Origin of the sequence: Enterobacter cloacae complex sp. IR5412, from assembly GCF_049237385.1 — a bacterium.
GTDB lineage: Bacteria > Pseudomonadota > Gammaproteobacteria > Enterobacterales > Enterobacteriaceae > Enterobacter > Enterobacter intestinihominis.
This window is the reverse complement of record NZ_JBMKHQ010000015.1, coordinates 60,412-85,004: the sequence shown is the minus strand read 5'-3', so window position 1 is coordinate 85,004 and position 24,593 is coordinate 60,412. Positions and strand designations below refer to the sequence as shown.

Here is a 24,593-nt window from a genome sequence, read left to right as displayed (position 1 = left end):
TTAGTAAAACACCACTCTCCGCTTTCAGGTACACTAAGCCTCTTTGTTCCACAAACATCAGGCATACCATGACCGATTTAATTGCTCGTCCCCGTCGCCTGCGCAAGTCACCCGCACTGCGCGCCATGTTTGAAGAGACAACACTGACCTTAAACGATCTGGTGTTGCCGATTTTTGTTGAAGAAGAGATCGATGACTACAAAGCCATCGACGCGATGCCGGGCGTGATGCGCATTCCTGAAAAGCATCTGGCCCGCGAGATCGAACGCATTGCGAATGCGGGCATCCGCTCGGTGATGACGTTCGGTATCTCCCACCACACTGACGCAACCGGCAGTGATGCATGGAAAGAAGACGGCCTCGTGGCACGCATGTCGCGCATCTGCAAAGAGAGTGTGCCGGAGATGATCGTCATGTCCGATACCTGCTTCTGCGAATACACCTCTCATGGCCACTGCGGTGTGCTGTGCGATCACGGCGTGGACAACGATGCGACCCTGCTGAATCTGGGCAAACAGGCGGTGGTTGCCGCCGCCGCGGGTGCGGATTTTATTGCACCTTCTGCGGCAATGGATGGTCAGGTTCAGGCTATTCGTCATGCGCTGGATGCGGCAGGCTTTACCGACACCGCCATCATGTCCTACTCCACCAAATTCGCCTCCTCCTTCTACGGCCCGTTCCGTGAAGCAGCGGGCACGGCGCTGAAAGGCGATCGTAAAACCTATCAGATGAACCCGCTGAACCGCCGCGAAGCGATTCGTGAATCTCTGCTCGATGAAGCACAGGGCGCAGACTGTCTGATGGTGAAACCGGCCGGCGCGTATCTGGATATCCTGCGCGACATTCGCGAACGCACCGAACTGCCTCTGGGCGCATACCAGGTGAGCGGCGAGTACGCGATGATCAAATTCGCCGCGCAGGCGGGTGCCATCGACGAAGAGAAAGTGATCCTCGAAAGCCTGGGGGCGATCAAACGCGCGGGCGCGGATCTGATCTTCAGCTACTTCGCGCTGGATCTGGCTGAGAAGAAAATTCTGCGTTAATCCGCTTTAGCGCCGGGTGGCTTCGCCATACCCGGCCTACTTTCTGCGCGAATCTTCACCAAACTGCAATACAACCGACATCTCCTCCTTCTACTGTCTGGGCAAGACGGCAGGAGGAGTGATCAATGTTTAGTCTCGACAGCGTTCTTGATGACCTTTGGCCTCAGGCGAGGCCCGCACCCTGGCAAAAAAGTCTGTTAAAAAGACTGCTCCACGAAGACGAATTTCAGCAGTTTGCCGCCAGCCACCGTCACCTGAAAGGGCTGGATATGGTAGAGCAGGTTCTGGAACACCTTGATATTCTCTGCACCATTTCCGCCCGAGACCTCGAACAAATCCCCGAACACGGCCCACTCATTGTGATAGCGAACCACCCGACGGGCACCCTGGATGGGCTGGCGCTACTGTACGCCGTTTCGCGCGTGCGCCGGGACGTCAAGGTTGTCACCAACCGGATGCTGTCTCACCTTGAGCCCCTCAGCTCGTTGTTTATCCCCGTGGACAATATGGGCGGCAGAACCGCAAAAGCATCTCTGGTGCAGATGGAGCAGCACCTGCAAAACGCCGGCGTGCTGATCTTCTTCCCGGCGGGCGAAGTCTCCCGCCCAACGCGTAAAGGCATCCGCGATAAAAAGTGGCATCCGGGCTTTATCAAGCTGGCCAGCAAACTACGGGTACCGCTGCTACCGGTACATATTCAGGCCCACAACAGCCTGCTGTTTTATGCCAGCACCCTGGTATCGCCGACGGTATCCCTGCTGCTGCTGATGCAACAGATGTTTCGCCGCCGTCACAGCCAGCTGCCGATTAAAATCGGCCAGCAGATTGCCTGGAATGATCGGTTTAGCTCTACCCTTTCATCGCGTGAGATGGCCGAGCAGTGCCGTCAGCACGTGATACGACTTGGCAAGGGATTGCCTGGCGTCTTTAAAACCCAGTGCGCCATTGCCCGCCCGGAAGACAGGGCCACGCTGAAGCGGGAGCTGGCGCAGGCCGAATGTCTGGGCAAAACCAGCGATGGTAAAACCATCTATTTGTGGCAGCGCAACGGGCAGGAAGAGGCGCCTCTGCTGCGCGAGCTGGGGCGACTGCGCGAGATTGCCTTTCGCGCCGTGGAGGAAGGCAGCGGAAAACGCCGGGATACCGACAGCTACGATGATGACTATCTGCACCTTATTCTGTGGGATGATGATGACCTCGAGATTGTCGGCGCGTACCGCTTTATGCCAACGGCCATGCAGGTGGAAAAGTGCGGCGTCGAGGGATTGTACAGTTACAGCCTGTTCCACTACGACGAAAAAATGCAGGACATACTGGAGCACGGCATTGAGCTGGGGCGCAGCTTTATACAGCCGCGCTACTGGGGACGTCGCGGTCTGGACTACCTGTGGTCAGGCATTGGCGCCTATCTGGCGCGCTATCCACATTACCGTTACCTGTTTGGTCCGGTGTCCATCTCCGGCGGCTTACCGCCTGCCGCCCGGGATCTGCTGGTCGCGTTTTATCGTCTCTGGTTTCCGGCCAGCCACCCGTTAGCCGCCTCGCGTCAACCCTACCCGGCGTCACTCCCGGACGTGCTGGCGCAATTTAGCGGGGTGGATTACGTGGATGACCTGACAAAGCTCAAATCCCTGCTCGGCAATCTGGGCTGCGGTATTCCGCCGCTTTATAAACAATATTCCGAGCTATGCGAGCCAGGCGGCGTGCAGTTTATCGATTTCGGCAGCGATCCGGCGTTCAATAACTGTATCGACGGGCTGGTGCTGGTGGATCTGTGTTATCTGAAGGCGAACCGCTATCAGCGGTATATAGAGGCGCACTTAATACCCTCACCCCTGCCCTCTCCCTAAAAGGGAGAGGGTGAAAACCCCACCGGTCAGTCCCCTCGCCCCTTTGGGGAGAGGGTTAGGGTGAGGGGGCTCAAACCGCACGGTAGAACGGCTTATCCCCCAAAATCGTCGCCCGCTGCATAATCCTTCGCTGCGGCAGGTAATCCGCATTGGCGTAATGCTGCGTGACGCGGTTATCCCAGATCGCCAGATCGTTCTCCTGCCAGCGCCAGCGCACCTGAAACTCCGGTTTCGTGATATGCGCAAACAGGAAGCTGAGCAGCGCCTCGCTCTCTTTTTCCGTTACGTCCACAATGCGCGAGGTAAACCCTTCGTTCACAAACAGCGCCTGCTTGCCGGTCACCGGATGGGTACGCACCACCGGGTGCAACAGCGGCGGATGTTTTGCGACCGCATCCAGCCAGCGCTGGTGCTCCTCTTCCGTTTTACGGTACTTATACTCCTGGAACGATTTTTTAAAATCATGCTCCGCCCGCAGGCCACTTAGCAAGGTCTGGAACGGCGCGGAGAGCGCCTCAAACGCCGCAATGCCGCTCGCCCACAGCGTATCGCCGCCGGTCTCTGGCAGTAGTTTTGCTGCCAGAATCGCCCCGGCTGGCGGTGTGTCGATAAAGGTAACATCCGTATGCCAGTTGTCATTATCGGGCGGGTTATCGTTATGAGTGTCCAGCACGATAATTTCCTCCACCCCTTCCGCATGCGGGTAGACCGGGTGGATATGCAGGTCGCCAAAACGCAGGGCCAGCGCGCGCTGCTGTTGCGGGGTGATGGCCTGATCGCGCAGGAACACCACCTGATGGCGCAGCACCGCGTGGTACAGCTGCTCAAACTGGTTATCGCTCAGCGGACGGGTTACGTCCAGGCCCGACACCTGCGCGCCAATGTACGGCCCCAGCGGGATAATCGTCAGACGTTCACTCATTGTATTTCTCCATGCCAGGGCGTCAGGCGACGCTGTAGCGTGCGCAGTCCCAGTTCTAATCCAAAGGCGATCGCGGCGATGACCCCGATCCCTGCCAGTACCACGTCAGTCGCCAGGAACTCTCCCGCCGACTGCACCATAAACCCAAGGCCGCGCGTGGCGGCAATCAGCTCTGCCGCCACCAGCGTTGACCAGCCCACCCCAAGGCCGATGCGCAACCCGGTCAATATCTCCGGCAGCGCACCTGGTAAAATGACGAACAGCAGTACCTGCGCGCGGCTGGCGCCGAGCGACTGCGCCGCACGTATGCGTACCTGCTGCGCACTCTTTACGCCAGCCAGGGCCGACATTGCTACCGGCGCAAAAATAGCCAGATATATCAGTAAGATCTTTGACGTCTCGCCGATGCCAAACCAGATCACCATCAGGGGCAGATAAGCCAGCGGCGGTACGGGACGGTAAAGCTCTATCAGCGGGTCGAGAATGCCGCGCACCGTCGGGCTCAGTCCCATCGCAATCCCCACCGGAACGCCAATAATGACCGCCGCCAGCAGCGCCACCAGAATACGCGTCAGACTGGCGCCTAAATGCTGCCAGAGGGTGGCATCCATAAAGCCCTGCGGTCCGGCGATGGCGATCAGTTTTTCCAGAACCTGGCCTGGCGGGGGCAGAAACAGCGGGCTGATCCACTGCTGCGCGGCAACCGCCCACCATACCGCCAGCAACACCACCAGCGTGCTGACGCTTAAGGTGAGCTGGCGAGAGAACGGCCAGCGTAAGGCACGGCGCGTCCGCCGCGTTTTTTCACTGAAGACAATGCTCATGAGAACGCCTCCCGCTGTTCAAACACACGGCTCAGGATGTATTCCCGTTTTTCGATAAATAGCGGGTCTGATTTGATGCTGCGTACTGGCTCTCCCGCCACATAGCGCCGGGCAAACTCAAGCGGCAGACGCTCCAGCACGCGTCCCGGTCCCGGTGAGAGCAGCACCAGCTCCGTCGCCATAAACACGGCCTCTTCGATATCGTGGGTGATTAACAGCACCTGCTTGCCGGTTTCGTGCCACAGGCGCAGCAGCAGGGTTTGCATCTGCTCACGGGTAAAGGCATCCAGCGCCCCGAAAGGTTCGTCCAGCAACAGCAGCTGAGGGTTAGCCGCCAGCGCACGGGCAATCCCGACGCGCTGACGCTGCCCGCCTGAAAGCTGCCAGATAAAGCGTTTTTCAGCCCCCTCCAGCCCGACCTTTTTCAACATGTCGCGCGCCGTATTCAGACGCTGTTCACGCGCTACGCCGGCCAGTTGCAGACCAAACGCAACGTTTTCCTGCACGTTTCGCCACGGAAGTAGCCCTTCGTTCTGGAAGACCACGCCGCGCTCTGCGCCCGGCCCCGTTACCCGTTTTCCTTCGAGTTGGATCGTGCCGTGCTGATACGGTACAAACCCGGCGATCAGGTTCAGCAGCGTCGTTTTCCCGCAGCCGGACGGCCCCAGTACGACCAGCAGTTCACCGCTGTCCAGCGTCAGGTTGATCTCTTTCAGGGCGGGTTTGCCGCCGTAATCGGCAGACAGGTTTGTAATGTTCAGCATCGCAGCCCCCTTATTTCACAAAGCGGTCGGTCACGAACCGGCTGTAATCCGCTGCCACCGCAGGCACTTTGCCCTGCTCTTTCAGGAACGTCGCAGTGTCGACAATCGCTTTGCTCACCGGCCCGTTCAGCTGCTGGACCTGCTGCGCAGGTGTCAGATAGGTGTTGCCTTTCACCAGCCCCGGCACGTCAGCTTCCGGCACACCGCTCAGACGTGAGAGCTTCTCCAGGTTGGCGGGCTGTTTCAGCCATTCATCCGGGTTGCTGATGTAAGGCTGCTGGGCGTCGATGGCGCTTTTGGCGAAGGCTTTCACCACTTCAGGGTGTTTTTCGGCAAAGTCCTTACGAACGACCCAGACATCAAGTGTTGGCGCCCCCCATTGCCCCACTTTTTCGGAGTCGGTCAGCACGGTGCCGTCTTTTTCCAGCTCGTTGACGGCGGGCGCCCAGACGTATGCTCCGTCAATGTCGCCACGCTGCCAGGCGGCAATAATCGCTGGAGGTTGCAGGTTGATGATCTGCACCTGGCCCGGCTTAATGCCCCAGTGTTTCAGCGCTGCCAGCAGGCTGTAATGCGTGGTGGAGATAAACGGCACCGCGATGCGTTTGCCAATCAAATCTTCGGGTTTCGTGATGCTTTTCTTCACCACCAGCGCTTCGGAATTTCCGAGCTGCGATGCCAGCAGGAAGACTTCAATCGGCACCTGCTGGCTGGCGGCAACGGCCAGCGGGCTGGAACCCAGGTTGCCAATCTGCACGTCGCCCGAGGCTAACGCCCGCACAATTGCCGCGCCGCTGTCGAACTTGCGCCAGTCGACGTTCGCCCCGCTCGCTTTGGCGAAGGTGTTATCCGCCTGCGCGACTTTCGCCGGTTCCGCGGAAGTCTGATACGCCACGGTGACGTCCACCGCCTGCGCCTGAAATGCCCACAGCGCCAGTGCACCAAGTAACGTGATTCGCGATGAAATTGCCATACCGTCTGCTCCCCTTGTTGTTATAAGGGCAGTATTTCCGGCGTGGGATTTTTGATAAAGGAATAAAAAAGAATCGCTAATGACGATTCGTTTTTAGAAAAAAAGCGGGAAAGGATAGTGAATTTTGTGCGGTTGTTTCGCAGGGTGGCGCTGCGCTTACCCGGCCTACGGTTCGTGCAATTTGTAGGCCGGTTAAGGCGCAACCGCCGCCCGGCAAAGGCCTCAGCGCTGAACCGTCAGCGCAGCAATATCCTGCGGCGTGGTCCGACAGCAGCCGCCAATCAGCTTCGCGCCTGCTTCCAGCCACTGCGGTAAATACCCCGCCAGCGTCACGCACGTTTCACCGTGGTGATGCCAGGTTTTACTCACCGCATCGTAATGCTCGCCGGAGTTCGGATAGACCACCAGGGGCAGCGACGTCAGGCTGTGCAGATGCGTCAGCGCCGCCGTGGTGTTTTCCAGCGCGATACAGTTAATCCCCAGCGCGACAACCTGCGGGTAGCTTTCCAGCGCAGAAACAACATCCCGCAGCGGCGTTCCGTCGCTCAGGTGCTCACTGTCACGCAGGGTAAATGAGAACCATGCCCGGGCGCGCGGATATGCCGTCAGCAACGCCGCCAGCGCCTTAATCTCAGTGAACGAAGGCAGCGTTTCACAGGCCAGGAGGTCCGCGCCCGCATCCAACAGCGCCTCTACACGCGGGCTGTGGAAGGCGGTAAATTCTTCAGCGCTACGCACATAATCGCCGCGATACTCGGAACCATCGGCCAGATACGCGCCGTAAGGGCCCACAGATCCCGCCACCAGCAGCGTGCCCGCCTGCGCATTCTCTGCCAGGTACGCTTCGCGCGCTTTGCGTGCCAGCTCTACGCTTTTGCCGATCAGCGTCCGGGATTGCGACTCGTCCAGCCCGCGAGCGGCAAAGCCTGCGGGTGTCGCCTGATAGCTGGCGGTGATCGCCACCTGTGCACCCGCGCGGTAGTAGTCGAGGTGTACGTCGCGGATCAGCTCCGGATTTTCCATCAGCACTTTGGCCGACCAGAGACTGTCGGCAAGGTTACAACCGCGCGCTTCCAGCTCCGTTGCCATCGCCCCATCCAGCACGACAAACGGCTGGTTTTCAAGGAGGGCGGTAAGCGGATTATTCTGCGACATGTTCAGGCTCCTGCGTGGTCAGGTTTCGGGTCAGGTAGTACGCACCATAACACAGGGCGACAAACGGAAGCCCGCAATAAAGGGCAATACGCTGGCTGGGGTCAAACCACAGGCCGACGCAGGCCACCAGACAGAGGATAAAGCCAAGCACGGGCACCAGCGGATACCATGGCGCGCGATACTGCAACGCCGAAAGTGGCTGCCCGGACTGCACGTGACGGCGACGAAACACGAAGTGTGACGCGCAGATGCTGATCCACACCGCCACCACCGCAAAACCGGAAATGGCTGACAGGGCCACAAACACCGTATCCGGCGCGACCACGCTGGAGAACAGCGCCAGCACGCCACCCAGCATGGAAACGGAGAGCGCCGTCAGCGGCACACCGTTTTTGTTGACGCGGGCAAAGCAGCGCGGCAGCGTTTTCTCGTTAGACAGAGACCACAGCATACGGCCAGAGGCGTACAGGCCCGAGTTCGCCGCCGAGAGGATCGCCGTCAGGATCACGAAGTTAAAGATATCCGCCGCATACGGAATGCCGACCTTTTCAAACACCAGCACAAACGGACTTTTCTCCACGCCAGCCTGCTGCATGGGGATCAGCGCCGCCAGCACAAACACGGTGCCAATAAAGAAGATGATGAGCCGGGCGATGGTGGTGCGAATAGCAACCGGAATAACCTTGTGTGGGTTTTCCGTTTCCCCTGCCGCGATGCCGATAAGCTCCGTTCCTGAGAAGGCAAAGTTGACCGCCACCATGGTCATCAGGATCGGCAGGCCACCGTGCGGGAACCAGCCTTCGGCGGTAATGTTGCTTAGTCCCGGCGCGGCAGAGCCGTCCGCCATCGGGATAAAGCCAAAGATGGCCGCGCCGCCGAGAATAATAAAGGCGACGATGGTGATAACCTTGACCAGCGAGAACCAGAATTCCCCTTCCGCGAAAAAGCGCGTGGAAATCACGTTAAGACCAAAAATCACAGCGCAAAAGACAACGCACCACGTCCAGACGGGAACCTGTGGGAACCAGTACTGCATGCAGAACCCGGCCGCGGTAAAGCTCGATCCCAGCGCCACTGTCCACGTAAGCCAGTAGAGCCACGCCACGGTATACCCCGTCGCCGGGCCGAGATAGCGGGCGGCATAGACGTGAAACGCGCCGGTTTCCGGCATCGCCACGGAAAGTTCGCCCAGACATTGCATGACCAGCCAGACCACCAGCGCACCGATAAGATATGCCAGCAGCGTGCCCGCCGCGCCGGTTGTCGAGATGATATATCCGGTATTGAAGAATAACCCTGTGCCGATAACGCCACCCAGCGAGAGCATAATCAGGTGGCGGGTTTTCATGGTGCGCTTAAGTTGCCCGTTTTCTTGTTGTGTTTGCATGTTACCTTCTAAACGTATGGACATCTAAACATCCAAAGAAGGAGTGTTATACCGCGATTGTTAACAAAAAGCCACCCGGCGCGACTTCAGCGCAATTATTGGTAAATCCTTAAATCAGTTCTATAGTCGACACAGTTTCTTCTTCACCAGGACTCACTATGCGATTTAACGGACTGACCAAAGGTTTCTTTATTCTCATCCTGGCCCTTGTAACCTGGGCCTTCTTTGACGTGCTGTCTCCCTATTTCTCGGCGATTCTGTGGGCCGCGATCCTGACCATCATTTTCAACCCGGTGAAAAACAAACTGCGTACCGCGCTGGGCGATCGCAACGGGCTGGCTTCACTCCTCACACTCGGCATTATCTGCCTGATCGTGTTTATTCCGTTGATGGTGATCCTTTCCTCGCTCGCGGTGGAACTGAACATGGTTTATACCAGGCTGCAACAGAACAACACGCAGTTCCCGAAAGTGATCGCCGGTATCTTCAACCGCCTGCCGGACTGGGCCAGCGGCTTCCTGGCGGATCACAACCTGACCAACGCCGCGCAGATCCAGAAAAAACTCTCCGATGTCGCGTTACAGGGCGGGCAGTATCTGGCGGGCAGCGCGTTCCTGATTGGGAAAGGGACGTTCGGCTTTGCCATCAGCTTTGGCATTATGCTGTATCTGCTGTTTTTCTTGCTGAAAGACGGGCCGTATCTGGTGCGCCAGATCCTCGACTCGCTACCGCTGTCTGACTTCGTCAAACAGCACCTGTTCGCTAAGTTTGTCGGCGTGTCGCGCGCCACGGTAAAAGGCACGGCGGTCGTGGCGGTGGTTCAGGGCACGCTCGGTGGTATCGCCTTTGCTATTGTCGGTATTGACGGCAGCGTATTGTGGGGCGCACTGATGGCATTTCTCTCCCTGGTGCCTGCCGTTGGGTCGGCCATCGTCTGGGTTCCCGCCGCCATCTTCCTGTTTGCCACTCACCAGCTGTGGCAGGGTCTGTTCATTGTGGGCTTCTTCGTCATTATCGTCGGGCTGGTGGACAACCTGTTGCGTCCGCTGCTGGTGGGCAAAGACACCAAAATGCCGGACTACCTGATACTGATCACCACGCTCGGCAGTATGGAGCTGTATGGCATTAACGGCTTTGTGATTGGGCCGCTGATTGCCGCTCTGTTCATCGCCTGCTGGAACCTCTTCTCCGGCCGCGATCACGCAGGCAACGCCGAGGAGCTGGACGCAGACTTTATCGAAGAGGGGAGAAATTCTCCGGATCTATAAAGAAAGGCGTTCTGTGAGGCGGCCCTGTGCCGCCTTTTTTTTCACGATAAATCAGAGGTTTTCTATAATCTGAAATGAACGCTCTTCCACATTTGTCGTAGAAGGATCCAACAGGTGCGAATCGCCACGATCACGAACTGGGCTTATGGTGTCACGGTGTGCCTGACCATTGCCTCCGGCATCGTCATGCTGATGGCTTCCCACGCCGATAACATCGAACGTGAAGCCGTTAAACAACGCCAGGTCTTCGATCAGCTGACGGAGGAGATCGAGACAGACACCTGGATGCTCTCCGATCTGGCGCGGCTTTACGTCATCCAAAAAGAGCCCGAGGTGCTTGAGAAATATCAGGCGAAAGAAGCCGAGCTGAAGAATATCGAACACACGCTGCGACAGCTCAAAAATACGGGGGCATCGGGCGAAGAGCTGGCGCTGCTGTACGACGGACTGAAAATTGTAGACGATCTCCAGGATGAACAGCAGGCAGCCATTGACGGCATCGCCCGTGGCGAGGAACAGCAGGCCGTTTCGCTGCTGTTTGGTAAGAGCTATGAGCTGGAACTCGAACGGGCACACAACACTATCGAACGCTTTCGCATGCTGCTGGACAAGCGCATTATTGCCGACGTGCAGGCCGCAACCAAAACGTCCAAAACGCTTCGAACGGCCTCTGAGGTGATGGTCGGCCTGACCGCCCTGCTCTTCCTGTTTGTGATGGTTTTCATCCTCAAGCGCCGCGTACTCCGCCCGGTGGTGCGTCTGAGTGATGTTGTTCATCGTCTTGCATCGCAGGATTACGCCGTCGAAACGCCGAACTTTACCCAGGTTGATGAAATCGGTGATATGGCGCAGGCCATCCGCATCTTCCGTGAGAACGGGCTGGCAAGGCAGCGGCTGGAAAAAGAGCGCGATGCTGACTGGGCCATCCGCGAACTGCTGGCGCGAATGACCCAGCGGTTGCAGGGCTGTGAAAACTTTGCCGACGTGATGAATGTGGCGGAGCTGTTTGCACCCAATATTGCGCCGGGGGTTTCAGGGCGCCTGTATATTCTGGAACGCGAGCCGTGGCAGATGCGCTGTACGGCCGAATGGCTATCGCCAGAAGGGGATAAAAAGCCGTTCCATCCTGACGAATGCTGGGCCGTCCGGCGTGGTCAAAGCCATCCGCCAGTGAACGGCGAGCCGGATATCGGCTGTTATCATCTGCCCGAATCACAGGCGCAGCAATCGCTGTGCGTTCCCCTGATTGCTCAGGGCGAGGCGATTGGATTGCTCTCATTCCAGAACATCACGCCTGAAACCGCGCCGTCCCGCGCCTATCTGGAACTGATGGCCGAGGCGCTGGGACTGGCGCTGGCCAACCAGCGGCTGCGCGATGCGCTGCTGGAAAAAGCCCTGTTCGATCCCTTGACGGGGCTGCGTAACCGCCACCATCTGGAAGATACGTTACGTACTCAAATGAAGCAGGCCGTGCGTAACGAGGAGCCGGTAAGCTGCCTGATGATCGATATCGATCACTTCAAGAGCATTAATGACCGCTTTGGTCATGAGGCCGGCGATCTGGTGATCAAAAGCGTGGCAGCCATTATTCAACGGGCGGTACACGATAGCGGGCTGGCCTTCCGCTATGGGGGGGAAGAGTTTTTGGTGCTTCTTACCGGTGCAGATGAGGAAGCAGCGCACGCCGCTGCAACGGAGATCTACAACGGCGTGCATGCGCTTTCGCTGCGCTACGGGCTTTCGGAGATTGGCCCGGTGGATGTGTCGATCGGGATCGCCAGCTATCCGCAGCACGCCCAGAGCGATAATCTGCTGCGCGCGGCGGACGTCGCGTTGTACCGGGCGAAAGAGCTGGGCCGCTCGCGGATTGTCAGCTTTGGGATGCTGGAGGCGGGCTAAAGGGGTTATTCGAGCCTGAGGTTCAGGATCGCGCGATCGCCCAAAGCACCACCATACCCAGCGAATTACTCCGCTTTTCCACGTACAGGGTGCCATCGATTAAATAATATCCCTGAGGATAACAGATGCGGATCTCTCTCTTGAGTTCCGGCTCATAGACTTCCGCCCCCGAACAGCTATTTCTGCTGCCGGATTCATACCGGTAATGTTGGCTCCAGGCAGAGTATTCTCCGTTCAGTAGCCAGGCCGCGGTAAAGATGACGAAAATGGCAACCGGCAGGCTGAAGATGATGAGGCCGAGGTAAAGTTTGACAACGTCAACAAGGGTTTTGTCTTTAAACGCCCTCTTCGCGGCGAACATCACTATCGCCACCAGCGGCAGCAGCAATGTGACAGCCGCAAGATACTGTTCCCCCAGGGCCGTAAGAAATGTCACGCGATAAATCTCGATTGACCAGACAACAAAGCCAAATATCAACGCTAACCCGCCAACGATGAGTGGAATTAAAAAGGCATAGCTATCTTTTTTCATGATGGACGGTTCCTTGTCATGCGTCTGCGGTAAGAAGGTTAAGCATCGCTCGGGTGGCTGCCGACTGACGGCGTTTTTACATCCTGATTATGATGGATAACGTGGGGAGAGATAAAATATATAAACTAGTAGGATAACTAAATTATAATTCTTATACTTATGTTAAAACGTGGAGGCTGAAATGCGATTAATCCTAATGCTGTGCTGCTTTTTAGTGCAAAGCGTCACCCTGGCTGGTGAGTTGCCAAAACCTGCTGGTAAACCCATTTTAACGATTTACGGTAATATCGAGAACACGAATGAAAGTGGAAAAGCCGTGTTTGATATCGCCAGCCTTGAAAAACTCGGTATGGTGAGCTTCCAGACATCATCCCCCTGGTATAATGGCCGCACAAAGTTTGAGGGTGTTCCAATGAGCAAACTCATGGATTATATTGGCGCAAAGGGTAACGTGGTCAATGTTATAGCGCTTAATGATTACGCGACAGCCATTCCGCTCAGCGACTTTAAAAAATATAATGCCATACTCGCTTTGAAGGTTAATGGTGAATATATGCGCATCCGAGATAAAGGTCCGGCATTCATTGTATATCCCTACGACAGTCTTCCTGAATTAAATAATCAGATATATTATTCGCGATCGGCATGGCAGGTCAGCAAAATGAAGATTGAATAGCAGTTCAGGAGAACATAATGAACAGGATACTGGTTGGTATCATTTTTTCTCTTTTTATCACGACTGGATATATTGCTTTTCTTGTTTACGATCGACAGCAGGAGCTCCAAAAACTGACTCATTACACGGAGTCATGGTCTGTCGCCCAACTGGTATCCGAATATTACCGCTTTGAATCATGGCTTGGTCTGTACGCAACCGATTCCGATGACGTTACGATAGACCAGGTCCGGATGCGGCTGGAAATTATGCTAAGCCAGAATGATCTGTTTAAGGAGGGGGATTTAGGACATTACATTAAAAACGTTCAGGCACATCATGACCTCGCGTTAAGCCTTGATAAAATCCTTACGTATCTGGATGCTAACCTCGAAAAAATGAGCCATTCGGATGTAAAAACATACCTTCATACCATGCATTTGCTGGATGCTCCACTCAGTCAGCTTTCATCAAGCGCGTTAACGAAAGACATTAGCACGATTAACAGTAGCAACCATAAAATACAGATCCTGTATTATATTTACTCAGCCCTCTCTTTACTGCTGATCATTCTGAGTATTATCCTGGGTTTTTTAACGATCTATCAAAATAAAAACATCCTTAAAGCGCACAGGCAGGTTGAAAGTCTTGCAGAAGAACTCCAGTTATCCAAGGAGACCCTACAGATTCAGAATTCAAAACTAGAGTATGACGTTTACCATGATTCCCTCACTGGCATGAAAAACCGTCTGTACTTCTGGGATGAGCTCAGCAAACTCAATCTTGAGGCCGAAGAAAATCATGTTCCCGTTACGGTAATGTTATTTGATTTAGACCGATTCAAAGAGGTCAACGATACCTATGGTCATGATGCTGGCGATTTACTGTTACGTCAGGTATCCAGGCGATTGACCGCCATGAGCAATATTTCAGACAGATTTTACCGTTTAGGCGGAGACGAGTTTGCTTTTTTAGCCAGCGGGTTAAACGAAAGCGAAGCCGTTTTGCGCGCTAGAGAGATCAGCGAGAATATCAGTAAACCCTATACGATTAATAACCAGCTCATAAAAATTGCCACCTGCGTGGGTATTGTTTTATCAGATAATGAACGACGTGCTGATTATCTTTATAAGTTCGCCGATCTGGCGCTCTATGAAGCCAAAAAGGCAGGCTCACAGCAGATTAAAGTTTTCCGTCAGCGAATGCTTCAGAAGTTACAGGAGAGCAGAACGCTTGAAAATGATATGGCAAGGGCGATTGAAAACAATGAGTTTATTGTTTATTACCAGCCTATTGTGAATTCCGTCAGCAAGGAAATTTACGGCTATGAAGCGCTTATTCGCTGGATGCATCCTGTAAAGGGAATGCTTTCCCCGGATAGCTTTATTTTCGCCGCTGAAAAAACAGGCATGATCAACGAGATAGGTAAAACCGTACTTAAACTGGCCTGTAGGGAAGCGGTCTCCTGGGCTGTTCCGGCCAGGATCTCCGTAAACGTCTCGCCTGTTCAATTAGGCAGCAAATCATTTATTAATACGGTGCAGACCGTTCTGGCTGAGACCGGGCTCCCGGCTAACCGTCTTGAGTTAGAGGTCACAGAGTCATCCCTCTTTAGTGACAGAAATAACCCCATTGCGATTCTGAAAAAACTCCGCGCACTGGGCGTAAGAATTTCCATTGATGATTTTGGCACGGGTTATTCGTCGCTCTCCAGACTCAGCGAACTGAATTTTGATAAAATCAAGATCGATAAATCTTTTGTCAATCCGATATCTACACAAGAAGATGCGCTTAATATTGTGAAGCTTATTACCGGTATGGCTAAGAGCCTTAATATGGGCGTTATAGCCGAGGGCGTTGAGACCGAAGAGCAGCTTGAGCGGCTTCAGGCTCTGGGTTGTGAGCTTGTGCAGGGATATCTTTTCAGCAAACCACAGCCTCAGGTCGACAGCAAAATTAAGAGCGGCCTGGAATGATTCCCTCTCCTCAACCCGATGCCAATCGGGATCACGTTTTTCACCCCTGGGTATTCACTTATAAAAATCAGGTGTTATCATTCACCCCGTAAATACCTTTCAACTCAACCCGAGGCTTTGATGCTGGAGAATGTAATCATCCGATAATCAGCTTACCGACCTTTCCAGGCCGGACTGATTATCAATGCGCCGAAATCGAATGCGGACACCGCTGTGTGTTTGCACGTTTTGCACATGATGATTAAACAGGTTCTTCAGTATGAATTTATCCCGTCAGGAACAACGTACCTTACACGTTCTCGCCAAAGGTGGCCGTATTGTGCACGTCCGCGATGCGTCTGGCCGCGTCACCGCCGTTGAATGCTATAGCCGCGAAGGGCTACTGCTGGCTGACTGCACGCTCGCCGTTTTCAAAAAGCTCAAAACCAAAAAGCTGATCAAATCCGTTAACGGTCAGCCCTACCGCATTAACACTACCGGGCTGAACAACGTTCGCGCGCAGCCTGATAATCGTTAAGGAGAGGATGATGGATATCCCACGTATTTTTACTGTTAGCGAAAGCGAACACCGCATTCACAACCCCTTTACACCAGAGAAGTACGCGACGCTGGGCCGCGTGTTACGCATGAAGCGAGGCACACGCATTCTCGATCTTGGCAGCGGCTCGGGAGAGATGCTTTGCACCTGGGCACGTGATTACGGTATCACCGGTACCGGCATCGACATGAGCCCGCTCTTCACCGCGCAGGCCACGCGGCGCGCAGAGGAACTCGGCGTCAGCGAACGCGTCCATTTCATTCATAACGACGCGGCTGGCTATGTCGCGAATGAAAAATGTGACGTGGCGGCCTGCGTTGGCGCAACCTGGATTGCGGGTGGCGTAGCCGGGACGATGGATCTGCTGGCAAAAAGCCTCAAGCCCGGGGGAATAATGCTCATTGGCGAACCGTACTGGCGTCAGGTACCCGCGACGGAGGAGACAGCCCAGGCGTGCGGCGTCTCGTCGATTGCAGACTTTCTCACTCTGCCCGGTCTGGTTGCGTCTTTCGATCAACAGGGCTATGACCTGGTTGAAATGGTGCTGGCAGACCAGGAAGGCTGGGACAGGTACGAAGCCGCAAAATGGATGACCATGCGTCGCTGGCTGGAGGAAAACCCAGAAGATGACTTCGCGCAGGAGGTTCGGGCGGAGCTGACGATAGCGCCTGAACGTCATGTGACGTACTCGCGGGAGTACTTTGGCTGGGGGGTGTTTGCGTTAATGGCGCGATAATATGGCGCTGGCGGTATAGCCTTGGGGGTATACCGCCATTCGGCGTTTACGATCATGCTTTTTCTCAATCAGTCTAAAGATACAGCGCAGCATTCCCCCGATAAGAGACAGATATATACAAGTAATGTGTTAACATACAGCTATACGGGTTACGTCATATTAGATAACGATGATCAATAAAATACTGGTAAGTGCATGCCTGACGGGACTAAAAGTACGTTATGACGGAAGCGAGAAAGCACAGATGTCAGATCAGTTGCAGCGCTGGCAGAAAGAAGGACGCCTTGTGATCTTCTGTCCAGAACTGGCCGCCGGTTTATCAGTGCCCCGTCCTCCGGCTGAAATTATTTCTGCTGAAATTAAAGATACATTGCTGGCGCAGGTCAGAATAATTGAAATTAATGGGCAGGATGTCACTGAACAATATCAGCTCGCCGCCAGATTAGCGCTTCGTACCGCTCAGGAGTCAGATTGTACCGCGGCGCTATTAACCGACGACAGCCCAACATGCGGTAGTCAATTTATCTATGACGGTTCATTCAGCGGCCAGCGTAAGTCAGGAATGGGTGTCGCTGCATCGCTACTCTCCAAACATGGTATAGCCGTATTTTCTGAGAAGAGGCTCGCCGATCTGATTGCCTGGATTGATGAAAAAGAAAAGTGAGTTCTTTTTAAATAGCTACGGACAAAACTCACTTAATCCGTTTATGTCATTTTTTGAGAAAAACACGCTTCACAAAACCTTTCTGAATCTCATTAATTTTAAGCAGCAATCGATTTGGTGAAACGTTAGCGCGGAAATGTCGATGAGATCAGGGATAGACACATGAAAATTGCTAAAAATATGATCATCTCAGCCATCCTGTTACCTTTCTAGTGATTATCTGCGGATGGCCAATAACGTCATAAAATTTAACGTGCATGGAGCATTCAGCCCACCTGACGACGAAAAGGTTACTCTTCTTCCAGCCGTCAGGTTTGACATAACATAACGTCACGCAGGCGCTGTGCTACCTGCCACGCCCGCATTTTATTTCACAAATTTCCACACTTCCGGAGGTACCTTGTCGTAAAGTTTCCCCATTGTCAGTTCGGCCAGTCGATGATCAACCGCTGAATTAAATGTTTCCAGCTCATCACTGGAAAGAGAATATGTGTTTTTATCTATCACTTTTTCTAACGTATCTTTTGAAGTACATCGTCTTAGTTGCAAAAGCCATTCCTGCCTGGTCATATCGACTCTTTAATTTCAATGGATGAGAGAAAAATTATTATTTATCATACTAATAATAATTTATTGTGAACGTTAGCGCTGACTCCGCCAAACCAGGAGTCACCTGCCCGCCTGACTGTATATATCTGGCCTGCAGAGGGATGCGTAATTGCTTAACGCCTGTATTTCCGGTGACGGGGCCCAGGGGGTCAAAACCTGTTCCCATTGTTATCATGCTGGTATCATTTTGCTTTCTGACCTGCATATCTATCCCCGTTGCGCTGCCAGTACCTGATTTGAGACTGAATGAATCAGGGGTCGGATTGCCATAAACGGGATTAATCAATAAACTCATTTGGTTTTTAGCCTGATAATATCCTGGATAATTCCCCGGGCAGTTATCTAATTCAATATTGAAATCCACCCACTGACTGGTACTTCCCACGCCGGTAAAATCTGTCGTCTTGTATTTTCCCATTGGCACGACAACATCAGGTGTCTGGCATGTAAACGGAATAATATTTACTGAACCGCTAAAAGATAAAGACCCCATCAATATTTTCTTTCCGTCATAGACTGTTCCATCATTCTTAAAAATCATGCCGTATATGCCGAAGGTGGGCAGGTCACTCCCCGATAAAACTCCTGGCTGTAACAGAGAGCCATTAACTAATGATATATAATAAATACCACCAAATAAGCCAGTATCAATACTACCGCTTTTGTTAAAAAATACTGTACGAACCGTAGTCATCCCCATACCAGGTCGGGAAAATGGACCTGGAGTGAATCCGATCCCAAATGCTGGAGCATTTATTGCAACGACACTACTGTAAATCCCTGACACCCCAAAATTTAAATAATAAGAACTACCATATGAACTCAATGGCTCAAGAAAAATCTCTAAAAGATAATCTTCATTGTCTCCACTGGTTGTGTGACATTGATAATTGGTAGGAGGTGGACCTGCAATATCATCCGGGCCAAAACCACCACCTGATACTATGGTGATAGATGACAAGTCCACACCAGGCGAAATACTACTTCCACGCAATACTAGCTCCTTGTGCCCAATATTGGCATTATCGCAAACAGGGGCTGCCAATGCTGCCAATGGGAAATTCACCATGATGAAAAATAAAATAGCAAGTAGCATTCTCATGCTACTGCGTGACAGAAACCCTACCGCATTCAGTAACATTCCAGGACCTCTTTCTTCATATTAATTGCTGAATCTTCTTCGGAAACGATGACTTTCATTTTACATTCACCCTGATGACCGGCCTTCAGTTTGAGAATATGAGTGCCTGGCTCAAGGCGAACAAATATCTGCCCGGCCTGGCCGACGGTCGCAATATAATTACCTTTCTCATTGTTGATATCCGCGCCGAAGGGGGCTGGTTCTCCTTTCCATCGGGCAGAAATCAGTACGGGGACCCCTGTCTGCGTATGATATTGAACCTTTACAATGGCACCGGCGTAGGGGGCTACCTTACGTGACGTGCTCTCAAAACCGACATTGTTTGTCGCATCCTTTGGATCGATGGCCACTTCATTCAGTTCATACGCATTCAGATAAGGCACTGCGGCATAACCGGCATTATCAATGCGGATACCAGGGTAAGAGGAAACCCGGGCACCTTCGGCTCCTCTGGCTTCAATCAACGCCCAGGTATCTGAGGTGTAAGGGCTGAGCGTTGCGCCACCGGAATGCAGGATCACGGACCCATTCGCACCAAATGACTGGCTCTGGTAATGATTACCAACGCTGCTGCTGCCATTAAGGTACGTATATGGTGTCCGCCACTGCCCGTTAACATACAAGCTGCTGCCGGTTGCGCCGCTGGTATTGCGGGCTGTTACCCCATAGTTGTACTGGTTGTCTTCGCCGGCAGTTCCGGACAGGGAGGCCGCCTCAGACCATGAACCATCATTGTTGCGCCCTGTTTCCAGACGCGCGGATGGAACGTGTGTATCTCCGGCAGTACCGAGAGGGAAGCTGAGGGACAGAAGCCAGCTGGTATCGCTTTTGCCGTACCAGGTGTATGTCCGGTTGACATTCAATCCGTAAGTGACTGAATTCCAGCTATTACTGTAACCGACCTGGAATTGTTTATCGGTATCCTTACTGTTCCAGTAATTCTGTAATGACGCACTTGAATAGAACTGTCCCAGACCTGCTGGAAGAGACTGACTGGCAGTCAGGGTATAGCGGCTTTTGGAACGTTTCAGACGCTGTTCAGCGTAACCACGCGCCAGCAGATCTTTTGTCATCATGGCTGTTGCCAGATCGTAATAGCCCTGAGTTGAAAAACGATAGGTTGCCAGCGTCAGATTGGTACCCGTCCGGGGGATTAATTTTGAATAGCTGAGTCTGTAGCTCTGTCCGGATGACGTTTTATGGCTATACTCCTGACCGTTCGGGTTGCCCGCGAAAGAAGCGTGCGACTGGGTGATATCCAGAGAAATCGCCCCGGCCTGCGTTCCTAATGCCATACCTGCCTGAGCAGCATAATAACCGTCGCTTTGTTGCCAGCCAGTATAGCCCGTCAGGTAATTTGTCAGGCCGTGCTGCCAGGTTGCCTCATAAAACTCTGGTTTATCTCTAAGGTTGAGCTGGCGTAATTTACCCGCCGTAAAGGAATAGCGGTACGACCCCGGTCTAATGAGCTGGGGCATCGCGGTATATGGGACCAGAAAAAAGTTTTCATTGCCATCTGCCTCCCGGACGGTCACTGTCAGGTCACCACCAAATCCTGTCGGATAAAGATCGTTAATGACGAATTCACCCGGGGACACGGTAGTTTCGTAAATAATGGCGCTGTTCTGGCGTACAGTGACTTTCGCATTCGTTCTGGCCATCCCCCTGATTTCAGGTGCATAACCCCGCAGCGAAGCCGGATACATGCGCTCATCACTGGCAATTTGCATACCGGAAAAGGGCAGTGAGTCAAAAACCCTGCCTGTAGTATTAGACTGGCCGACAAGTAAGCGGCCTTTAATGAACGGAATATCCCGCTGCGCATACGAGTTCAGAGACTGATAATCCTTTTTCCCGTCATCTGACCAGGAATAAGAGCCATTATGACGGAAATACCATGCACCAAGATTAAATCCGGTATTTAGCGAGGCAAACAACGATTTATAATCGTAATGACTGGACTGACTTGTCCAGGCGTTGAGGCCATAGCTGAGAAATGCTGCTGGTATACCGCTATCCCAGAGTTCCGGGTTCACGAAACCACGCGCAGAGCGATGGACATATTTTTGCGGCAACGTAATATCCAGTACCTGCTCACCGGCATCGAATTCGACCCTGGCATTCGGGATGCCAGATAAGATCTCGGTGCAGCCATCAGAATTTGGCTGTCGCACTGTGTCGGTCTCATTGATTCTTTCCCAGGCCAGAGGGATCGCTTTCAGTAATTCCGGCGTTATACAGACATAACCAGAGTTATCCGCCCGGGTTTTAATCTCGATATTTTCATTCCCTACTTCACTCCCATTTACCCGAATAGAGGCATAATATTTCCCGGGTAAAAGAAAACCGCGCTTTGAAAAGCGGCTGATATCGACGGGTTGATTGTTTTGTAACATCAGTACATCACTGATAAATTCAACGTCCCCGGTCCCGGGGTCAGGTATCACTTCTGACAGAGGATTCTCAGGCTGCGCTCCTGTGTATTCCATTGCTTCAGTTGAATGCGATATACTGCAAAAACCCGCAACAGCTGCTGCAAGAAAGCTCTTGCGGAAATATTTATTATGGTTTTTCACGTTATATTCCCTGTCAAACAGACGTTATTGAACAGCAGCAGATTTCGCAGTGACTGCGCCATAATCATTGACGGCGTCAAAGTGAATCGTTTGTCCATGCCTTACCTGCAACGGAAACGACTCAGCATCAAAAGGTGCTATCATTTTCCCTTCGGTCTTTTTTCCATTCGCTTTTACGCCAGAAATAGATACATTCCAGGGCGTTTTATTGATGGCCTGTAATTTCCCGTCTACGGTTTTCCATTCGAGCTTATCCGGAGCTTCAATGGATTTCCCCTGAAGCGCCTGCGGCCGATAAAAAAGTTTTATCCGGGTACGAAAAGCGATTTGTAAAAAATTATCATCTTTCTTTGCACTGTTACGTGCTGGCACTTCAAGCACGTTAAGCCAGAATACTGACTCTTTATCAGAAGGAAGCTGTTTTCCGGTAAAACTGATCTGTAGTGTCTGACCTTTGCCGGGATCAACACGGTTTATCGGTGGCGTCACAATAAAGGGGGCAGTGCTGGTATCTGGTGATTTGCCCATAACGCCATCATCAACCCAGCTCTGGATAAGTACGGGGGATTTACCATTATTATTAAGTTTCACACTGACAGAGCGCTCGCCCTGAGAGTAAATCACCCGGGTACCGGTAATAACAATACTGGCTTTCACGGGCGCGCTAAGCAGCACCAGAAAAAGTATGCATAGTGAACTCAGTGTCTGAATAAAAAAAAAGGTATGCTTCCGCTGCATAGGCATAATTCCACTCTCTCTGAAAGGGGGCCGAAGCCCCCCTGATTAATAAAGTACGTTGAATTACATGTACTGAATGGAGTAAACCACCTGGCTGATAACTGTCCCGGCAGTGGTTGCAGCATCAGCAAAATACTCAACTGAATAAGGCAGATTTGCACTGCCGGATGAAACATCAACATAAGTTGTGTTGGCAGCCTGATTGCCGTTACCCGCCACAATGACATCTCCAGTAGCAGAGGACTCATCACGCAGCTGCAGGCTGACATTCGTTGCCGACCCGCCCTTATTCAGAAGATGTCCGCTGGCTAAATCCACGGTCGGACCCGCTTCAAAGAACGCAGACGCGGTTTTAAGAGTACCCTGGCAGTTAGTCAGCGCGATATTAAAGCCCGTACGCCCCGCAGTCTCACCCAGATTTACCAACTGGTTGGTTCCTACTGTTGGCAGGACAACCGTTGCATTCGCAGCCTGGTTATCAACAACGGCATCACAGGTAGTGGCAGTCAGTTCACCATTAAAAGTAATGGTTCCTGTCGATGCAGCGTTCGCAGAGCTTACAGTTGCACCCAGAACAGCAAACAGCGTTAATGCAATAGCACTTTTTTTCATGTCTATATCCTTAGATCATATTTATACACGATAGAGTTGTAATAAGGAGATGTGAAAATATCCTTATCAAACCACTTACTTAGAATGGTGAAAATCACCAGGCACTACAAAAAAACATAAAGCGTTGAGTTATTAACTTTCAGTATTAAGCACTTCATCTGTTCAAACAAATGAATTTTGGCAATAAACAAACAGAGGTAAACCATGGGACAGCGGTTATAGCATCCCTGTTCTAATTTCACTTAATGCTTTCACTACAAAATGAGCTTCCCCATCACCATTAACCAACATTTTCTGATAAGCAGAACGTTTATAATGACTAATTTTCTTAACCCCAGTTTTATACTTAAAGGAACTAAACTGGGCACCGGTTAAGTTAAAATAGTTGAAAATCACCTGTTCCTCTTTTTGGGTAAGAGATATGCCAGGCATAAAACTTACCCTCCCGTACTTCTTAATTACATCTAACATCCGCCATGATGAAAGGCATCTGTTAATTACCAGAAAACCTTTATAACAAAGCGCCATTTCTCTTTTGCCGAGGGTTCTCAGAGAAAAGACAATATTAGTTCTAAAACGCGCAGCGAAATTCCTGATGAGGTTCAAGTCATCCACTGCCAGTATAATGATGCTTTTTTCATTATAGTTTTCAAAAGGAATACCATCAGAAAAACATTCCTGCTGGTTTTGATCTACATAATGACAAAAAACATTTAGATTATTTTCATTCTTTAATAAAAACCCCAACCCATTAAGGTAAAAATAATCATCGGAGATGATAAAAACTGTTTTTTTTACTGTCATGGTATCCGTCCTGTCAGCGGTAGTGTTTTATAAAATCACAAAAAGCAGCTACGGATAAAGGTCGTGAAAAAAAATACCCTTGCATATGTATGATGCCAGCCTTTTCCAGAGCTTCTTTTTGATGTTGATTTTCCACTCCTTCCGCAACAATATGCACCCCGCACAGCGAAGATACCTTTACGATGCCATCAATTAACTTCCGGTAAATTAGTTCAAAGTTCTCTTTTATCTGCGTAACCGAGCGATCCAGTTTTAGAATTGAAACATTACTTACGCCAAAAAATTTCATTGCAGCAGTGTTTATCCCAGCATCATCAATAGCGAACTTCACTCCGATAGAATTATAGAATGTGATTGCATTCAGAATATCACTGGTCGCATCATTAATATTTCTTTCCACTATCTCAAGCAGGATCACCACGTCTGTTTTGAAATAACTCTTAAACCTCACCACCGCATTTCTGATAGTTTGAGAACTTATCTGACCACAGGTGATATTCAGAGAAAAAACAAAGCCCGATGGAATTTCACCTGCGCCGTCATTTTTCCTTAACAGTTCTGCCGTTTTCAATAAAAGCTCTCTTGCATAAAAATCTGCACGCTCAGGAACCTCAAGCTCTTCGATATGCAGCTGATTCAGTATGTATCCTTTTTTTGTTTTTACTCTACAGAGGATTTCTGCTCCCACGATACAGTTATCATAAGTATTAATAACAGGCTGAAGGAAAGGCGTAACATCCATTTCACAATTGTAAGAACATTTCTTTTCAAGTGTATCATTCATTATCAGCATGTTTCATACCCTTCTTTTATCTGTATCGCAGTGTTTATCCTTACTTTCGTTTGCTTCAGCGTGTCCGTCTGCAATGAAACAATCATAACTCTGACTTCTAATTTTTTATATAATATATTGCAAAATATATAAAT

Annotated in this window: 23 protein-coding genes; 9 read left to right on the top strand and 14 right to left on the bottom strand. The window is 51.8% G+C overall.

The features are described 5' to 3' along the window. Positions 1 to 68: 68 nt before the first annotated feature. Positions 69 to 1,043 (top strand): porphobilinogen synthase, encoded by a 975-nt coding sequence (gene hemB, locus ACOTX2_RS20945; protein WP_003859169.1) that lies wholly within the window; start codon positions 69 to 71, stop codon positions 1,041 to 1,043. A gap of 125 nt (positions 1,044 to 1,168) precedes the next feature. Beyond that, positions 1,169 to 2,893, top strand: coding sequence for a lysophospholipid acyltransferase family protein (locus tag ACOTX2_RS20940; protein WP_032624780.1), 1,725 nt, complete (start codon positions 1,169 to 1,171; stop codon positions 2,891 to 2,893). 70 nt (positions 2,894 to 2,963) lie between these two features. Here ACOTX2_RS20940 and tauD read toward each other — a convergent pair whose 3' ends face one another. The 6 genes from tauD to mmuP all read right to left on the bottom strand — a co-directional run bounded on the left by tauD (position 2,964) and on the right by mmuP (position 8,918). Next, complete coding sequence (gene tauD / locus ACOTX2_RS20935) at positions 2,964 to 3,815, bottom strand: taurine dioxygenase (RefSeq protein ID WP_022647196.1); 852 nt, start codon at positions 3,813 to 3,815, stop codon at positions 2,964 to 2,966. After that, positions 3,812 to 4,639, bottom strand: a complete 828-nt coding sequence (tauC, locus tag ACOTX2_RS20930; RefSeq protein ID WP_046620593.1) for a taurine ABC transporter permease TauC — start codon at positions 4,637 to 4,639, stop codon at positions 3,812 to 3,814. Before tauC ends, tauD begins: the two co-directional genes overlap by 4 nt. Then, entirely contained in the window at positions 4,636 to 5,403 is a 768-nt protein-coding gene (tauB, locus tag ACOTX2_RS20925; RefSeq protein ID WP_022647194.1) for a taurine ABC transporter ATP-binding subunit, read from the bottom strand. Before tauB ends, tauC begins: the two co-directional genes overlap by 4 nt. Positions 5,404 to 5,413: 10 nt before the next feature. Beyond that, positions 5,414 to 6,376 carry a taurine ABC transporter substrate-binding protein gene (gene tauA, locus ACOTX2_RS20920; RefSeq protein WP_032624781.1) on the bottom strand — a complete coding sequence of 321 codons (963 nt, stop codon included), beginning with the start codon at positions 6,374 to 6,376 and terminating at the stop codon, positions 5,414 to 5,416. Positions 6,377 to 6,598: 222 nt separating this feature from the next. Then, complete coding sequence (gene mmuM / locus ACOTX2_RS20915) at positions 6,599 to 7,531, bottom strand: homocysteine S-methyltransferase (protein ID WP_063148328.1); 933 nt, start codon at positions 7,529 to 7,531, stop codon at positions 6,599 to 6,601. Next, positions 7,518 to 8,918, bottom strand: a complete 1,401-nt coding sequence (gene mmuP, locus ACOTX2_RS20910; protein WP_023305550.1) for an S-methylmethionine permease — start codon at positions 8,916 to 8,918, stop codon at positions 7,518 to 7,520. The genes mmuM and mmuP overlap by 14 nt, the downstream gene beginning before the upstream one ends. A gap of 158 nt (positions 8,919 to 9,076) precedes the next feature. On the opposite strand from mmuP, the gene ACOTX2_RS20905 reads away from it, so the two are divergent. Both ACOTX2_RS20905 and ACOTX2_RS20900 read left to right on the top strand, forming a co-directional pair. Then, on the top strand, positions 9,077 to 10,186 hold the full coding sequence (locus ACOTX2_RS20905; RefSeq protein WP_100148674.1) for an AI-2E family transporter: 1,110 nt from the start codon (positions 9,077 to 9,079) through the stop codon (positions 10,184 to 10,186). Positions 10,187 to 10,300: 114 nt separating this feature from the next. After that, entirely contained in the window at positions 10,301 to 12,085 is a 1,785-nt protein-coding gene (locus ACOTX2_RS20900) for a diguanylate cyclase (RefSeq protein WP_048966040.1), read from the top strand. 22 nt (positions 12,086 to 12,107) lie between these two features. Here the strand turns inward: ACOTX2_RS20900 and ACOTX2_RS20895 are convergent, their stop codons facing one another. Continuing rightward, positions 12,108 to 12,617, bottom strand: a complete 510-nt coding sequence (locus ACOTX2_RS20895) for a hypothetical protein (RefSeq protein WP_063148326.1) — start codon at positions 12,615 to 12,617, stop codon at positions 12,108 to 12,110. Positions 12,618 to 12,798: 181 nt separating this feature from the next. Between ACOTX2_RS20895 and ACOTX2_RS20890 the strand changes: the two genes are divergently transcribed. The 5 genes from ACOTX2_RS20890 to ACOTX2_RS20870 all read left to right on the top strand — a co-directional run bounded on the left by ACOTX2_RS20890 (position 12,799) and on the right by ACOTX2_RS20870 (position 17,186). Continuing rightward, positions 12,799 to 13,293, top strand: coding sequence for a molybdopterin-dependent oxidoreductase (locus tag ACOTX2_RS20890; RefSeq protein ID WP_022647187.1), 495 nt, complete (start codon positions 12,799 to 12,801; stop codon positions 13,291 to 13,293). A gap of 17 nt (positions 13,294 to 13,310) precedes the next feature. Then, positions 13,311 to 15,248, top strand: coding sequence for a putative bifunctional diguanylate cyclase/phosphodiesterase (locus ACOTX2_RS20885; protein WP_022647186.1), 1,938 nt, complete (start codon positions 13,311 to 13,313; stop codon positions 15,246 to 15,248). 259 nt (positions 15,249 to 15,507) lie between these two features. Then, on the top strand, positions 15,508 to 15,765 hold the full coding sequence (locus ACOTX2_RS20880) for a YjhX family toxin (RefSeq protein WP_048966038.1): 258 nt from the start codon (positions 15,508 to 15,510) through the stop codon (positions 15,763 to 15,765). A 10-nt stretch (positions 15,766 to 15,775) separates the two neighbouring features. Then, positions 15,776 to 16,522, top strand: a complete 747-nt coding sequence (locus ACOTX2_RS20875; RefSeq protein ID WP_063148325.1) for an SAM-dependent methyltransferase — start codon at positions 15,776 to 15,778, stop codon at positions 16,520 to 16,522. 169 nt (positions 16,523 to 16,691) lie between these two features. Continuing rightward, positions 16,692 to 17,186, top strand: coding sequence for a DUF523 domain-containing protein (locus ACOTX2_RS20870; RefSeq protein ID WP_022647183.1), 495 nt, complete (start codon positions 16,692 to 16,694; stop codon positions 17,184 to 17,186). Positions 17,187 to 17,552: 366 nt separating this feature from the next. On the opposite strand, the gene hha is transcribed toward ACOTX2_RS20870, so the two are convergent. The 7 genes from hha to ACOTX2_RS20835 form a co-directional block, all read right to left on the bottom strand. Further along, positions 17,553 to 17,756, bottom strand: coding sequence for a hemolysin expression modulator Hha (gene hha / locus ACOTX2_RS20865; RefSeq protein WP_022647182.1), 204 nt, complete (start codon positions 17,754 to 17,756; stop codon positions 17,553 to 17,555). Positions 17,757 to 17,805: 49 nt separating this feature from the next. Further along, on the bottom strand, positions 17,806 to 18,891 hold the full coding sequence (locus tag ACOTX2_RS20860) for a fimbrial protein (RefSeq protein WP_157843486.1): 1,086 nt from the start codon (positions 18,889 to 18,891) through the stop codon (positions 17,806 to 17,808). Between the two features lie 35 nt (positions 18,892 to 18,926). Continuing rightward, positions 18,927 to 21,512, bottom strand: coding sequence for a fimbria/pilus outer membrane usher protein (locus tag ACOTX2_RS20855; RefSeq protein WP_022647180.1), 2,586 nt, complete (start codon positions 21,510 to 21,512; stop codon positions 18,927 to 18,929). A gap of 24 nt (positions 21,513 to 21,536) precedes the next feature. Next, entirely contained in the window at positions 21,537 to 22,250 is a 714-nt protein-coding gene (locus ACOTX2_RS20850) for a fimbrial biogenesis chaperone (RefSeq protein ID WP_063148324.1), read from the bottom strand. A 63-nt stretch (positions 22,251 to 22,313) separates the two neighbouring features. After that, positions 22,314 to 22,862, bottom strand: a complete 549-nt coding sequence (locus ACOTX2_RS20845; protein WP_022647178.1) for a fimbrial protein — start codon at positions 22,860 to 22,862, stop codon at positions 22,314 to 22,316. 216 nt (positions 22,863 to 23,078) lie between these two features. Beyond that, on the bottom strand, positions 23,079 to 23,666 hold the full coding sequence (locus tag ACOTX2_RS20840) for a hypothetical protein (protein WP_022647177.1): 588 nt from the start codon (positions 23,664 to 23,666) through the stop codon (positions 23,079 to 23,081). 13 nt (positions 23,667 to 23,679) lie between these two features. Beyond that, positions 23,680 to 24,459, bottom strand: a complete 780-nt coding sequence (locus tag ACOTX2_RS20835; protein ID WP_022647176.1) for an EAL domain-containing protein — start codon at positions 24,457 to 24,459, stop codon at positions 23,680 to 23,682. Between the last annotated feature and the right edge of the window lie 134 nt (positions 24,460 to 24,593).